General features: G+C 44.1%; 12 protein-coding genes. 4 read left to right on the forward strand and 8 right to left on the reverse strand.

Annotated features, from left to right (window positions below):
- The first annotated feature begins 2 nt into the window (after positions 1–2).
- Entirely contained in the window at positions 3–2027 is a 2025-nt protein-coding gene (locus tag N6H18_RS15580; RefSeq protein ID WP_262309207.1) for an OmpA family protein, read from the forward strand.
- Positions 2028–2140: 113 nt separating this feature from the next.
- On the opposite strand, the gene N6H18_RS15585 is transcribed toward N6H18_RS15580, so the two are convergent.
- The 4 genes from N6H18_RS15585 to N6H18_RS15600 form a co-directional block, all read right to left on the reverse strand.
- Entirely contained in the window at positions 2141–3139 is a 999-nt protein-coding gene (locus tag N6H18_RS15585) for a sugar kinase (RefSeq protein WP_262309208.1), read from the reverse strand.
- Between the two features lie 165 nt (positions 3140–3304).
- On the reverse strand, positions 3305–4294 hold the full coding sequence (gene mgrA / locus N6H18_RS15590; RefSeq protein WP_262309209.1) for an L-glyceraldehyde 3-phosphate reductase: 990 nt from the start codon (positions 4292–4294) through the stop codon (positions 3305–3307).
- A gap of 25 nt (positions 4295–4319) precedes the next feature.
- Complete coding sequence (locus tag N6H18_RS15595; protein ID WP_262309210.1) at positions 4320–4853, reverse strand: SixA phosphatase family protein; 534 nt, start codon at positions 4851–4853, stop codon at positions 4320–4322.
- Positions 4850–6550: a DNA polymerase/3'-5' exonuclease PolX gene (locus tag N6H18_RS15600; protein WP_262309211.1), complete on the reverse strand. Its 1701-nt coding sequence runs from the start codon at positions 6548–6550 to the stop codon at positions 4850–4852. The genes N6H18_RS15595 and N6H18_RS15600 overlap by 4 nt, the downstream gene beginning before the upstream one ends.
- Positions 6551–6820: 270 nt before the next feature.
- Here N6H18_RS15600 and N6H18_RS15605 point away from each other — a divergent pair, with 270 nt between their 5' ends.
- Positions 6821–8308 (forward strand): lipopolysaccharide biosynthesis protein, encoded by a 1488-nt coding sequence (locus N6H18_RS15605; RefSeq protein ID WP_262309212.1) that lies wholly within the window; start codon positions 6821–6823, stop codon positions 8306–8308.
- 67 nt (positions 8309–8375) lie between these two features.
- On the opposite strand, the gene N6H18_RS15610 is transcribed toward N6H18_RS15605, so the two are convergent.
- Positions 8376–9665, reverse strand: coding sequence for a glycosyltransferase (locus tag N6H18_RS15610; protein WP_262309213.1), 1290 nt, complete (start codon positions 9663–9665; stop codon positions 8376–8378).
- A 217-nt stretch (positions 9666–9882) separates the two neighbouring features.
- Here N6H18_RS15610 and pfkA point away from each other — a divergent pair, with 217 nt between their 5' ends.
- Positions 9883–10854 (forward strand): 6-phosphofructokinase, encoded by a 972-nt coding sequence (gene pfkA, locus N6H18_RS15615; protein WP_262309214.1) that lies wholly within the window; start codon positions 9883–9885, stop codon positions 10852–10854.
- A 162-nt stretch (positions 10855–11016) separates the two neighbouring features.
- The gene (locus N6H18_RS15620; protein ID WP_262309215.1) at positions 11017–11667 is read left to right on the forward strand and encodes a DUF4230 domain-containing protein; all 651 of its coding nucleotides are present in this window, start codon (positions 11017–11019) and stop codon (positions 11665–11667) included.
- 1 nt (position 11668) lies between these two features.
- On the opposite strand, the gene N6H18_RS15625 is transcribed toward N6H18_RS15620, so the two are convergent.
- The 3 genes from N6H18_RS15625 to N6H18_RS15635 are packed head-to-tail and all read right to left on the reverse strand — an operon-like array spanning position 11669 to position 14852.
- Positions 11669–12730: a mandelate racemase/muconate lactonizing enzyme family protein gene (locus tag N6H18_RS15625; RefSeq protein ID WP_262309216.1), complete on the reverse strand. Its 1062-nt coding sequence runs from the start codon at positions 12728–12730 to the stop codon at positions 11669–11671.
- Positions 12727–13785 carry a DUF1611 domain-containing protein gene (locus N6H18_RS15630; protein WP_262309217.1) on the reverse strand — a complete coding sequence of 353 codons (1059 nt, stop codon included), beginning with the start codon at positions 13783–13785 and terminating at the stop codon, positions 12727–12729. The genes N6H18_RS15625 and N6H18_RS15630 overlap by 4 nt, the downstream gene beginning before the upstream one ends.
- Complete coding sequence (locus N6H18_RS15635; RefSeq protein WP_262309218.1) at positions 13782–14852, reverse strand: pyridoxal-phosphate dependent enzyme; 1071 nt, start codon at positions 14850–14852, stop codon at positions 13782–13784. The genes N6H18_RS15630 and N6H18_RS15635 overlap by 4 nt, the downstream gene beginning before the upstream one ends.
- Positions 14853–14901: the final 49 nt, after the last annotated feature.

Here is a 14901-nt window from a genome sequence, read left to right on the forward strand (position 1 = left end):
CTATGACACAGTCTATCCTAAAGTACACCCTTTTACTCTCTCTGACGATTGTTCTTGTGCTGCCTATTCAGGCACAATATGCCAACCTGAAGTATGTAGGAAGTTCAAGTGAAAAGAAAGGAGATATAGAAATGGCCAATGAATCCTACATGGCCGCCATCAAATATTACAAATATGCGCTCCAAGAAGACTCTACCAACACGAGCGCAACCTTGAAACTGGCCAGATGCTACCGCAGAGTCAATGACAACCTCAAAGCAGAACCTCTGCTCAGGGAGTTCATAGGGCAGCTGTATCAAAGCAAGGGAGCACAAGTCTCAGCAGACTCTGGCTTGTATGTTTCTGACTCCACCAAAGCCTTTTTGTACTATGAATTCATAGAGGCCTTGGCAAGTAACAAAAAGTATGACGAAGCATCCTATTGGTACGAACGCTACAAGGAACTCAATCACGCCAATCCTGAGCAATTCGCCAGATTAGAAGCCTATGCCCAGTACACAGACTTCTACAAAGACCAAAAGTACTACAGCGTATCCCATCTCTCCAATGCACCAGATCGCTCAGACTTTGGTCCTGCCTATTACAAGGACGGCTTTCTTTTCGTCTCTGACAGACATGAAAAAGTAATCGTACGCAGCAAAGCGAAGGAAAACAGGATGGACTATTTTGACATCTATTATACCAGCAAGAGACCAGACGGAGGCTTTGTCACACCCAAACTTGTGAGCAAAAAAGCCAACAGTATGTACCACGAAGGACCACTTTGCGCCTACCTCAATGGCTCCAAGGTAGCTCTGACCCGAAACAGTCTAAATGAGAAAAAGAAAGTCCTCAGAAGGGAATCGGATCAAGTCAACACCCTCAGCATCTACTTTGCTGAATTAGAAGACAATGTGATCCAAAACGTCACCTCCTTCCCTTACAACAGCTCAGAGTACAACAATGCCTACCCAGCAGTAGCAGAAGACGGCTCATTCATGATCTACTCTTCAGATCAGCCTGGCGGATATGGTCTGTCTGACCTCTATATTACCTATTGGAAAAACGATGGATGGACAGAACCTAAAAACTTGGGACCAGAAATCAATACCTCAGAACGTGATGTCTTCCCATCCTTGAATGGCAACATACTCTATTTTGCCTCCAATGGCCATCCAGGTCTAGGTGGACTGGATGTGTACAAAACAGTACTAAATGGGGACAAGGTAGGAACAATCAAAAATGTAGGTGCACCTGTCAACTCCAACAAAGATGACTTTGGCCTCATCACCAAAACAGGTAAACAAGGCTACTTTGTTTCCAATCGCCGCAACGAACTCAATGACGTAATCTATAGCTATGAGTACACCAAGAAAAACGATGACAAACTCATCGCCTTTGTCTATGCCGTGGATTCGTCCTACCAGCAAACTGATTCAGTGACCAACGAAGAGCTACCCTACAAAGTACTCAGCAATGCCTCTATCAATGTCGTGGATACACGGCTCAACAGCTTCTTGGCACCTATAGAAGTCCGAAACGATACGTTTATCTATGTCCTCGATACTGGGGTGGAATACTCCGTGATAGCCGCCAAGCAACAATACTTCACCAGAAAAATGACCTACCTCTCAGGGAGTGAATTGAATGGAGAGCTAGACTGGCCTATCCCGCTAGACTCGATGGAAGTGGGCAAAACCATGGTACTGCATGACATTCTTTATGATTTTGACAAAGCCACCTTGCGAGACTCTTCCAAGTTCCAGCTCAACTACCTAATCGTGATGCTCCAAGACAACCCTACGATGAAGGCAGAGTTGCATTCTCATACCGATTCGAGAGGATCAGAATCCTACAACCAGCGTCTCTCACAGCGTCGAGCGCAATCTGTCGTGGATTATATGGTCAATGCTGGTATCAACGAGGACCGTCTTGTCCCTGTAGGATTTGGAGAGTCTAAACCGATCATTGACTGCTCAGACGGAGACTGTACAGAAGCCAATCACCAACTCAACCGACGGACCGAACTACTGGTCACGGATTTGTAGCTGAGCATTGCGGGTTGAGCCCCTCATCTTAGGCCATTAATAACAAAAAGTGCAACGACCATGCCCCCCAAGAGGATCGTTGCACCTTCATTATATCCAGACTAGTCTATATCCTATCTAATGATCCGTCCTGAACTATCCCCCGACACCAGTTTCTCTACATCTGCAACTGATACCATGTTGGCATCTCCCTCTATCGTATGCTTGAGCGCACAGGCAGCAATGGCAAAATCTAGCGCATGTTGATTACCTTCTTTGGTAAGCAGCCCATAGATCAGCCCCGCACAAAAAGCGTCTCCCGTCCCTACTCTATCTACAATGTGTGTCACGGAGAGTTCTTTTGTCTGGTAAATCTGTTGTCCATCCCACATCATGCCACTCAATGCGTTGAGAGATGCATTGATCGAATCTCTTTTCTTATCTGCAATGATCTCAAGATTAGGAAAGGTCTTTTGGAAGTTTTTCATCAAATCCTCCTGCTCCATTTCTTCCGTTCCATCCGAGAAGAGAATCATTTCTCTTGTTCCAGTCATCAGCACATCGGTCAGCTCTATCAACTCTGGCAATGCCTCCTGCGGAGTTTTTCCGTATTTCCAAAGACTGTCTCTGTAGGTCAGGTCACAAGAAACTTTTACACCCATTTTCTTGGCTGCAAGTAAAGCTTGCTTAGTAGCAGCCAAGGTATTTTCTGATATGGCTGGTGTGATACCAGTCCAATGAAACCAATCCGCATCCTCAAATATTTCTTCCCAGTTGTAAACCGAAGGGTCAAGGTTGGCAAATGAGGAGTTGGCTCTGTCATACAAAACCGTACTACTGCGATGCACAGCCCCTCTTTCGTGAAAGTAAATACCCAAGTCCATCGGACCATAAGTTACATAAGGAGTAGCAACCCAATGCCTTCTCAAAAATTGTGTGGCCGCTTTGCCCACCGTATTGTCGGGAAACTGTGTCACATGAAATGCCTTCAAATCAAAGTAAGCCAGTGAAATAGCGACATTAGCTTCTCCCCCTCCAAAAGTCAACTCCAAGGTTTCTGTCTGAGATATTTTGGCATAGCCAGGTGGTGTCAACCTCATCATAACCTCTCCAAACGTCACTACTTTTTTCATCTCAATATACTGTTTTGTATCAATGGAAACCTTAAATTCTATACTGCAATTTATATTTAAAAAGAAAAAAGTGCCTCAAAAGCAAAAGAAGTTATCAAGGTAAAATCCTCGAAAACCTTGTTGCTCATTGCCGAGGTTCAATTAGCTTTTGCGACACTTAATTGCTCATTTTAATATTATCTCTATCTGATCCAGTTCGTCCTGACTAAATGCTGTATTGTTGAGAGTTTCTAAATTCTGCTGCAATTGTTTGACACTACTGGCTCCTAAAAGGACAGAGGTCACTACCTCATGTCTCAGCAACCAAGCAATAGCCATCTGAGCGATAGATTGTCCTCTCTGCTCTGACAAAGTTTTCAACTGTCTGACTTTGTTGATTTTCTCTTCTGTCACAGCATCTTGCTGAAGGTGTCCACTCTCACGTGCCGCACGAGAATCCTCTGGAATACCGTCCAAATACCTGTCTGTCAACATCCCTTGCGCCAAAGGAGAAAACACAATTGCACCCTTTCGGAGTTTTTGAAGTGTCTCTAGCAACCCATCCTCTACCCATCTGTCAAACATCGAATATCTAGGTTGATGGATGATGAACGGTGTCCTCAACTTTTGAAAGATCTTCTCAATTGCTTCGGTTTCAGCAGGCTTATAATTGGAAATCCCCACATAGAGCGCCTTCCCTTGCTTCACCAACTGATCCAATGCCAGCGCAGTTTCTTCCAAAGGAGTGTGAGGATCCGGTCGATGCGTATAAAAGATGTCCACATACTCCAAGCCCATTCTTTTGAGAGATTGATCGCAGGAAGCGATAATGTATTTCTTGCTCGCCCAATCACCGTATGGCCCATCCCACATGGTATAGCCTGCCTTGGAACTGATAATCATTTCATCCCTGTAGCCTTCAAAATCTTGTTTCAATATCTTCCCAAAGGTTTCTTCTGCCGATCCTGGAGGCGGACCATAGTTGTTGGCCAAATCAAAATGGGTAATCCCCTGATCAAAAGCATGCTGCAGCATCAACCTGCAGTTTTCATAATCATCGACATGTCCGAAGTTGTGCCAGAGTCCTAGAGAAATCTCTGGCAACAGCAGCCCTGAATCACCACAGCGGCGGTATTTCATCTTTTCGTATCTGTCTTTTTTTGGTAAATAAGTCATCTTTTAAATATTAAAATCTTAAGCCTCAAATCTTAAACCTTGAATTATCTATTCCCTTGGGATAAAAATACTGTCTTAACGTCCCTGTACCCCTGTCTATATCTGTCCAATCTGACAATTCTAAATCGATCACTGCCACACCGCACGTAGGAATGTTGAAAATATCCTCATCTGTGATCCTGTTTACAAAGTCTGTTAACCCTGGATTGTGTCCAAAGATAATGACACGTTGCACTTCTGCATCAATTGATGCCAGTACAGATCGAATCGCGGCATAATTGGCATGAAACAAATCCCTCGTCTCTCGGGAATCTTCCCTAAGTATTTTCAGAGACTGGATAAAATACTCTGCCGTCTGTTTGGCTCTGAGTGCGGTACTGCTGATCAAAACCTGTGGCCGCTCTACCTCGACTTTCAGATGAGCTGCCATCTTGGGAGCATCACGCAACCCACGCTCTCCCAAGGGTCGATCATGGTCAGCCAAACCAGGATAATCCCAGCTGGACTTGGCATGTCTCACTACGATCAGTTGTCTCTTAATTGGTAATCTCAGACTCATTTTTTATTTCTTTTACTCGCAAAGAACGCCGTGATTTCTGCCAAATTCATGCTATTGAGGTTATCATTGGCAGTCAATCCACCTTTTCTGGCGACTTGCAATCCATAGTACATGTCCTTGTAGCCGTCCATCTTGTGTGCATCTGGATTGATACTTAATTTGACGCCTTTATCCAGTGCATATTCGATCCATCGCCAGTCCATATCCAGACGGTAAGGACTCGCATTAATCTCGATCACTACACCCGTTTCCGCACAAGCATCAATAATGGCTCTATGATCCACAGGATAACCCTCCCGCTGCACCAGTAATCTCCCAGTCATGTGCCCCAGTATAGTGGTGTAAGGATTGTGAATCGCCTTGAGCAAACGATCCGTTGCTTTCTGAATATCCATATTCAATCCCGAATGCACCGACGCTACAATAAAATCAAAAGAGGCCAATATCTCCTCACTGTAATCCAGCGAACCATCTGTCAATATATCAGACTCTATCCCTGAGAATATCTTGAAAGGAGCCAATTCCTCGTTGAGTTGTCGGATTTCTTCTTGCTGTTGCTTGACGCGAAAATCAGGCAGACCATTGGCATACACTGCGGTCTGGCTGTGATCAGATATACCCAAATATTCATATCCTAGTTGCTTGCAATGCTCTGCCATCTGACGCAGGGTATGCTTGCCATCACTATAGGTCGAGTGGTTGTGTAGGATACCTTTGAGGTCTGACATTTCGATCAACTGTGGCAATCGATCCTGAGTCGCCCAATCGCCCTCTCTTCTACCTTCTCTCAGTTCTGGCACGATGGGTTTCATACCTATCGATTGATAAAAAGCTTCCTCGGATACAAATCGCCCCTTTTTCAATGCGCTTTTGATACTCGTCTGGTCTGTGGTAGGCAAATTGAGATGCTCGATGGATCCTGTTGTCTCAATCAGACGATTGATGGCACTGTCTGAATCCGCAAAATGTATCTTGATGGGCGGTTTCACACCAACATGCTTGCCATACCAAGCCATTGGGCTAGATTTCCTTTCATCCACTTCGAGTCCTGTAAGTTGACTGATTTGCTCTCTGGCTTCTTCAAAATCCTCCGCTACCACCAGCAATTCGATTTGATCTATGACCTCTAATCTCCTCCGCGTCTGCCCTGTCTCTTGGCATTGCTCTACTGAAGGAAGATCAGCAATCAAAGTTTGCAAAGTCGCTACCACAGCCTCGACATTGGCATATCGCTCTCTGAATCGATTCCCAATCAAAAATGACACGGCAGCCCGCAGGGTCTCTTGGGATTTTTCTGCAAAACCTTTGAGTGCGGCCACTTTTCCCTGATCGCACATCGTCAACAGATCATCGAGTGTTTCTGCGCCACCCTCCTGCCAAAGTACGGCTACTTTTTTGGGACCGAAACCTGATATACCCAACATCTCGATTACGCCTACAGGGGTTTTATCCATCAGTTGGTTCAGTCCCTCAAAGCTCCCCGAATGGAGTAAATCAGCAATATTGGCTGCCATGCTCTTGCCTAGACCATCGATCGCCAAAATTTCCTTCTCAGACAAGGTCGCCAACTCCACATCCAATCCTCCTACTACATCAGCTGCTGAAGTATATGATCTGGTTTTGAAGGGATTATCTCCATGCAATTCCATCAATTGCCCTGCGAGCTTCAAACTATGCTTTATCTCTGAATTGTTCAATCCTACTATCTTTTTTTGAATCAATAAAACTACGAATTGCCTCGCGTTTTACCCGAAATAATGTGGTAATAATTATCATTGCGTTTAATGTAGTACTGAGTAGCGTGTAATGAGTATTGAGATTTTAGATTGTAGTGAACACAATGGCGCGCGTTTAGCCTTTTCGGCGCAACGCATGACAGAAACACCAACCAGCCCAACTAGAAAACCAGAAAACCAGTATAACCAGAAAACCAGTTCAACTAGCAAACCAGAAAACCAATAAACCATTTGGGAATAGTCATCAAACAAGGCAGCATTTCAGGAATCATCACCTATCTCGGTGCCTTTATAGGGTTTTTCAATACCATCATTCTATTTCCTGCTTTCTTGTCTCCAGAGGAAGTAGGTTTGATTCGCGTCATACCCAACATTGCCTTTATGCTGATGCCGATAGTACAGCTAGGTACTTCCAATGCCCTCATAAAATTTGCTCCTGAAATCAAGAAAAAAGAAGATGGATTGGCACAATTGATCGGGTTGATCACATTGGCTACATTGATAGGTTCCACATTGATGAGCCTTGTCATCTACATCTTCAAAAGTGATTTCGTCCGTCTCTTTGAAGAAAAATCACCTTTGATCAATGATTATTTACCTGTCATTGTCATATTGATTTTTGTCCTCGCTCTTTATTCCTTGCTAGAGAACTACAGCAGGGTTTTGCTCAAAATCATCGCCATGAATCTCATCAAAGAGATACTCCAGCGAGTGATGACCGGCATACTCGTACTGCTCTACTATTTTGATTGGATTGATCTGGACAGTTTGATCTATAGCCTGATTGTCATCTACGGTACCAGTTTGATCCTGTTGATCGGCTATTTAACATCGCTAGGACAATTCAAAATATCACTTCAGTTTCACTCCATTGACCGAGAGGTCTTTTGGCGAATGGCGACCTTCAGTCTCTACAGTATCATCGGTGCTAGTGGTGCCTATATCGTGCTCAATATTGACGAAATCATGGTTAGTTCACAATTAGGCTTGAGCGAAAATGGTATTTATAGTACAGCATTCTTTTTTGCAGTCATGATTGAGCTTTCTAAACGAGCCATTCTACAAATCACCACACCACTGATAGCCCAATCCTTCGAAAACGGTCGCATTGATGAAATCCAAAAGATGCACCGACAATTATCTATCAATCAGATGATTATTGCTTCACTGTTTTTCATTGGGATCGTTTCCAACCTCGACAATGTCTATGCACTGATGCCCAATGGTGATGTGTACAGCCTAGGACGAAATGTCGTCATCATCATAGGACTATCCAAACTCATCGACATGACCTTTGCCAACAACAGCGAGATCATCGTGATGTCCAAATACTATAGATTCAATATGGTTACCATTCTTTGTTTGTGTGGTATCATGGTGGTACTCAACCTATACCTGATTCCATTGTATGGTATGGATGGAGCTGCCTATGCAACCTTGATTTCTATCACAATTTTCAATCTAGTCAAGTCAATTTTCATACAATGGAAGCTCAATATCAACCCATTTAGTCTCAACACACTGAAAATGCTAGGCGTTATCTCTGTCACACTTATCATTGGATTGTACTTTCCTCTCATCAGTTCACCGATACTGGACTTGGGCATTAGATCAGCAGTGATCACAGTGTCATTGATAGCTATGATCTTGTTTTTCAGAGTCTCCCCAGAGGTAACAGGGATCTTCAACAAACACATTGTAAAGCGATTTATGAGTTAACAGTCGACAGATTTTTTTGACTATTATTTTGCGTTTGACAAAATTGGCCCGAAACTAAATCCAATGACTAGCCATCCAGACCATCGAGTATCTCCACCAAGTCCCCAGTAAGTTTCTTGCGAGTCCACTGTTCTTTGTTATTGACAGAGACTGATTGCTCTCCTCGTAGAAAAGTCTCATAGGATTGTAAAATCCTACTTTTTAGTACCTGTCTCTCCTGGTAAGACAACACCTCGTGCAAGCCTGCATCTAGCAATATTTGATTCACGTCGGATTGAGGAGAGCCAAAAGCCAAAATATCTCTTTCAGCATACAAATACTCAAACAATTTACCAGGAATCAGCAAATCTGCATTGGTCGAATCGTTCATCAGCAAGAGCAAAACAGACGATTGGAGATATTGCCTAATCACTTCATCATGTGCCACATACGCCCGAACGATGAGTCGCTGAGCGAGCTGCTCATATCCTTGGATCCGTTGTAGTACCGTATCACTAATTGCTCCTGAGAGAAAAATCTCCAAGGATTGGGCGAAAGCCTCATTCTCTACACACAATTCCTCCAACACCTCCCACAGCATGGCAGGATTCCTCATGTCGTTGAGCAGGCCCATGTGCGTGATTCTAAACTTACGAAGCGAACCAACTGGTTGCACATTTTCAAAGTCTGTTTCATCCACGCCGTTGGTGATCATTTTGACTCGATAGGTCTTGTCCTTTCGTTCAAACAGCCGCGCCATAGCTGGTGTGCAAGCCAGTACGACATTGGCTGCTTGCATTACCTTTCTCTCCAAATTGCGATGAAGAGTCATAGCAAATTGCCCAGTTTTCAACTCTCCCAAAATATCCCAATCCGACCAAGGATCCCGAAAATCAGCAATCCATTGTATGTTTAGTTTCTTTTTCAGTCCCAAACCTATCAAATGCATGCTATGTGGCGGACCTGTGGTAATGACCCTATCTACCTGGTGCTGAATAATGTAGTTGGAGAGAAAGTCCACCGATGGACGCACCCAAAAGCGTTTTGGGTCAGGAACAAATAGGTTGCCTCTCAACCAAATCATCAACCTCCCTATGAGAGAAAGGCTTTGGTCCTTGGCAACCACACCTTGTTTGGTATGGGTTGACTTTAGTTTGGCAGTAGGTTCCCATATCGGGAATCTAATCACCTCAACATGACTAGGGACATCCTTTAGCAAAGAATGATCTTGAAGGTGAAAGTCAGGGTTTTCAGGAGTAAATACGATCGGCTCCCAACCAAATTGAGGCAAATATTTAACGAATTTGAGCCAGCGCTGTACACCACCACCACCGCTGGGGGGCCAATAATAGGTAACGATAATGACTTTTTTGGACATACAAGTGGCTTTGCTGATGGCGAAATAAAGTAAAAATGATCAGGCTATAATCAAAATATGAAATTTTGAAAAAACTAAATAAAAATAACTACGCAACTCAGCAATTGGACGAAGTTATTGATGAATTTGTAGCAAAATATAGTTTACTTTGAGACCCAAAACAACCCAACTCAAACGTATTTTATTAAGGGCAAAACGACTTATATTAAGTTAATCTATGAAAAAAATTGCAGTATTTACTTCTGGTGGAGACTCGCCAGGTATGAACGCCTGCATCAGGTCAGTAGTAAGAAGTGCCATATCCTTGGATTTAGAAGTATTCGGAATCAAGTATGGATATGACGGCATGATCAGAGGCGAAATTAAAAAAATGGAATCTCAGTCTGTCAGCAACATTGTACAGACAGGTGGTACGATCCTCAAATCCGCACGTAGTGAAGAGTTCAGAACCAAAGAAGGGAGAAAAAAAGCTTACGAGAATCTCAAAAAACATGGCATAGAAGGCATAGTAGCCATCGGTGGTGATGGTACTTTTACTGGTGCCAACCTCTTCTATGATGAATTTGGTATTCCAGTTGTAGGAGCTCCAGGCACTATCGACAATGACCTATATGGATCTGATTACACTATTGGTTTTGATACAGCTGTCAACACAGCACTAGATGCAATAGACAAAATCAGAGACACTGCCGCTTCTCATGACAGAGTGTTCTTTGTCGAGGTAATGGGACGTCACAGTGGATATATCGCCATCCAATCAGGTATTGGCGGTGGAGCAGAAATGGTCATGGTACCAGAGACCTCCACGACCATCGACGATGTGATCTCCAAACTAAGAGAAGGCCGAGACAACAAAAAAGGATCTTCGATCATCGTGGTAGCTGAGGGTGATGCCCAAGGAAGTGCTCATGAAATCGCAGCACGGGTCAAAATACACACGCCTAACATGGACATTAAGGTTACCAACCTTGGTCACATCCAGCGTGGCGGTGCTCCCACGGCATTCGACAGAATCTTGGCTTCTAGGTTAGGCCTAGCTGCAGTAGAAGGTTTGATCAATGGACAAAAAGGGGTAATGGTAGGTGTCATCGACAACAAAATAACTTATACAAATTTGAAATTGTCAATTTCAAAGTCCAAGCCATTGAATCAGGAATTGGTAAGATTGACCAAAATCTTGAGCATTTGATTTAGGCATTATATTCTAGACTTTAGATATTAGACAAAAGGGATGATTCTGTGAGAAGATCATCCTTTTTTTTGTTTATCCCTGTATTTCAACTCCCTAGGTAGACAGACTTTGTACGCAATACTTGATACTTTGTACTTTAGACTTTCTTAACTTAACCCTGTGATTAGATTAATAAGAAGCATACTACAAATACTGCCATGGATTCTACTCCTGGCTATGCTATCATGGATGGTAGTAGAGGAAAAATTCTTTGGTGACGATCCCACTGTAAGAGAAGAAATCTATCTATCATCCGTCCTGAGCAAAGTGGAGCAAATGGGCAAACTAGAACTGGTCAAGTACAACTTCCAAGAAGTCACAGAGCTCAAACAAGTGGCTGATTACATCGATCTCAAACTGTTCAAATACAAACCTGTCCCTGACTCCAAAGCTGTACTCATCAGTACTGGCATGGCGGTGGGCTGCATCAATCTGACACAAATCAACAGGAAATCCATCCGTGAAAAAAATGACACCCTGTATGTCAGACTCCCACAACCAGAGCTCTGCTATTTCAAAATAGATTTGGAGCAATCACGTATCTATGACCTACAGATCGACTACATGAACAAAGAAGACAAAGCAAAATTCATGGAAAGACTCTACCAAGAAGCAGAAACAAAAATCAGGTCTTCTGCACTGGAAATGGGCATTCTTGAGCAAACCAAAGAAAACGCAAAAACCATCCTCACGCCTATTTTTGAGGGATTGAGTGATAAAGCCGTTATTTTCACATTTGATATTCCAACCGAAAAAATCCTACGCAAATAGCTTATCGTTCCCAACCAAAACCAGGTCGAGTGGATGGATACAATATGCCTTTTTTGCATTTCACCATTGAGGCAAAAGGATCGTCAATCAAGTCAAAATGCCCATCCAGGTCAGCATAAAGGATATTGGGGCGAGCAAGTGCAAAATGTAACCCCGCCGCTATTCCCATGGATGATTCGTCCATGCATCCTACCATGGTCTCTACATTGGCAGCTTTGGCGACTGCATTGATGCGCATGGCCTCCATGATGCCTCCTGCTTTCATGAGCTTGATATTGATCATATCTGTACAGTTGTTGGACGTCAAATGAAAAACGTCTTTGAGCGTCATCAAACTTTCATCCGCCATCACCGGTACAGACACTTGATTGCTTACCTGCTTGAGTAGATTGTCGTTTTCTTTGTGCGTAGGCTGCTCCAGCAATTCAATATTGGCAGATCGTATCTTGTGCATAAAATCTACCGCCTGTGCGACTGTGTACCCCTGATTCGCATCAAAACGAATCTCCATCTCAGGACCGACCATTTCCCTCAACTTCATGATTCGCTCAATATCAACTTCGATATCAGAGCCCCCTTTTATCTTTAGGATGAAAAATCCTTGTTGGATGAAATCCTTGGCTCTCTCCAAAGTTTCATCCACTGACAATATCCCTACAGTCACACTCGTAGGAATACTATCTCTGTACCCTCCCAATAATCTATAAACGGGCTCTTGTGTCTTCTTGCCGATCAAGTCAAAGAGTGCCATATCTACCATACACAATGCGGAGGGCTGATTCTTGAGCAAACCTTTCAACTCCTCCAATATCAATGCATAGGAAAAGGGCTCTTTGCCCTTCAAATAGGGTTCTATGATCTGTTGAAACGCTGCAAGTACGGTTGCACCCGTCTCTCCTGTGACTTCCCAATCAGGTGCGGCACAGCCATAGCCATTGATTCCCTTGTCCGTTTCTATCCGCAGGAATACATTGGTGGCAGAATCTATCGTTTCATAGGCTATCGTATAGGGTTCTAGTAGCTTCAGCTTTTCCTGCCAGCATTCTAGGGCAACGATTCTCAAAGTTGCTGCATGATTAGTTCAACCAGACGATCAGGACCATCTTGCAAGACATCAGTACAGAGCAAGCCTGTAGCTGCGGTGATTTTCTCACATTCTGCAGCAATATCGCTCTTGTCCATGTCCTCATGGTTGAGTGTGATAGCCAATACTTTTTTGCCAGAAATCATCTCAATTGCAGCGATTTGCTCCTTGATAGGCTGGATTGGATAGCCTGGAAATCCGTCATATTCTAACCTACGAGGTGCATGCTGCAGAATCACAAAATCAGGTCTCCCTGCAGCCAAAATCTCAAAACCACCTGGGTAGGCGGGGTTCATCAAGCTACCCTGACCTTCGATCACAATCGCATCAGGTTGCTCATTCTGCCAAGCGCTGTGTACGGCATGTTCTATCTCGCCAGACACAAAATCATTGATCAACGAATCCATCACCATTGAGTATTTGGCTCCTTGCATCCACCCTGTCTGCCCTGTGCCTATCATCTCGGCCTTTTTACCTGCTTTGCGCAAGCCATGTACGATGATCCAAGCAGTTGTCCTCTTCCCCACGGCAGAATCCGTCCCCAATACTGCCAATTTTAGGCAGTTGACCTCTTCTATCTTTCCCTCAAAAAAATGAAGCTCCTCGCGCTCTGGCGTACGTCTGATGTCTCTGAGTTCAACCCCGTTTTTCTTTGCCAAATCCACCAGTTCAGCATCTTTGTACATAAAATCATGCAAGCCTGAATCTACGTTCAGGTGATTTTGGACAGCTGCATGTACATCTGCTTTGGCATGGGCAGGCAATCTACCCCCATCTGGAGCGATCCCAATCACAAAATACTGCGCACCGTCGGTCTGCTTCAATGCCTCTTCAAGACTTTTAAATACTGGAATTCCGCTTTTCTTTCCATCCAATACCTCTCCTGCGTCTTGCCCAACATATTTTGAATCTATGACACCCAAGACGTCATATCGCTCGGTGAACCTCACCAAGCCGTGGGCTGTTTTCCCATAGGGTGTATTGAATGCACCCTCGCAGTACACTAGAGCCCTTCCATCTATTACTTTTTTCATCTTCTACTTGTAAGGATCGCCACATAGCGATCAGGTTCTAATTCGGTTTTGTGATCCATCTCCAACAATGCTTCCAATCCAGCAGTCGAGGCAGGCAGCACATGCAGCCCTTCCTTCTCTTTGAGCATTTTGGAGACTTTCAGCATTTTTTCATCGCTGACATTGTAGGCACTGCCATTGGATTGACGGAGGGCATAGAGTGCCTCTTCTCCATCGAAACTGTGCCAGTTGATGAGTGGTTCGTTTACGACGGTTTCTTTGATTTTGTCTGGGATCAAATCGACACAATTTTCCAATCCTTTTTTGAAGGAATGAACAATTGGGTTCTTGTGAGAAGAAGAAGCAGCCACCATCATGGGTATTCTGGATGTCTTGCCGCGTTTGTACAAACTCACAAATCCACGGTAGATACCTGCCAGCAAAGTACCATTGGATACAGGTACGGCAATGATCTTGGGCGCATCCCTGAGTTGATCATAGATTTCATCAGCGATCTCGGCATAAGCCATTATTTGCAGTGCGGTATTGGATCCGCCAGGATTGGCATCATACCAGCCCTCTACCAAAGCCATCTCACTCGATACCCTGACTGTGTCTTCGTAGGAACCTTCGATGCTGTGCACCTCGGCCTTAGCGGCTTCCATCTCATGGATACGATCGGTGTGGTAGTTTTTGGGGATATGAATGATGCAGCGCAAGCCCGCCAAGTAAGCTGCCAAGGCAACAGATGCACCATAGTTGCCACACGTCGCTACAGTGATCGTGTCATAGCCCCGCCGCAACGCATCCAGACATTGCGCGAAGGCAATTCTATCTTTTTGGGTTCCTGTAGGGTTTCCACCCTCAAACTTGAGGTAGAGCTGACGAAACCCCGTCTCTCGCTCGATGTTTCTAGCACGGGACAATGCCGTATCACCTACTTCGATGTTGATAATGTCTTCATATGACTCTACCCTATCCAAGAGACTCAGTGACGAATCTTGAACCATCTCACTCAGTTTTTTGGACTCAGGTGAAATGGCGTTTTGGAGGAAATTGGGATCAATCTTTTTTTCAGTCTTCATCATTAAGATTTAGAGGTTGAATACATGCTTGATACAAGTTAACTGTTATCCA

It is taken from the genome of Reichenbachiella agarivorans, assembly GCF_025502585.1.
In the GTDB taxonomy this organism is placed as follows: domain Bacteria; phylum Bacteroidota; class Bacteroidia; order Cytophagales; family Cyclobacteriaceae; genus Reichenbachiella; species Reichenbachiella agarivorans.

Coding starts and splice junctions, on each gene's coding strand:
- N6H18_RS15580 (WP_262309207.1), top strand. CDS start 3: ATGACACAGTCTATCCTAAAGTACACCCTTTTACTCTCTCTGACGATT.
- N6H18_RS15585 (WP_262309208.1), bottom strand. CDS start 3,139: ATGAAAAAAGTAGTGACGTTTGGAGAGGTTATGATGAGGTTGACACCA.
- mgrA (WP_262309209.1), bottom strand. CDS start 4,294: ATGACTTATTTACCAAAAAAAGACAGATACGAAAAGATGAAATACCGC.
- N6H18_RS15595 (WP_262309210.1), bottom strand. CDS start 4,853: ATGAGTCTGAGATTACCAATTAAGAGACAACTGATCGTAGTGAGACAT.
- N6H18_RS15610 (WP_262309213.1), bottom strand. CDS start 9,665: ATGTCCAAAAAAGTCATTATCGTTACCTATTATTGGCCCCCCAGCGGT.
- pfkA (WP_262309214.1), top strand. CDS start 9,883: ATGAAAAAAATTGCAGTATTTACTTCTGGTGGAGACTCGCCAGGTATG.
- N6H18_RS15630 (WP_262309217.1), bottom strand. CDS start 13,785: ATGAAAAAAGTAATAGATGGAAGGGCTCTAGTGTACTGCGAGGGTGCA.
- N6H18_RS15635 (WP_262309218.1), bottom strand. CDS start 14,852: ATGATGAAGACTGAAAAAAAGATTGATCCCAATTTCCTCCAAAACGCC.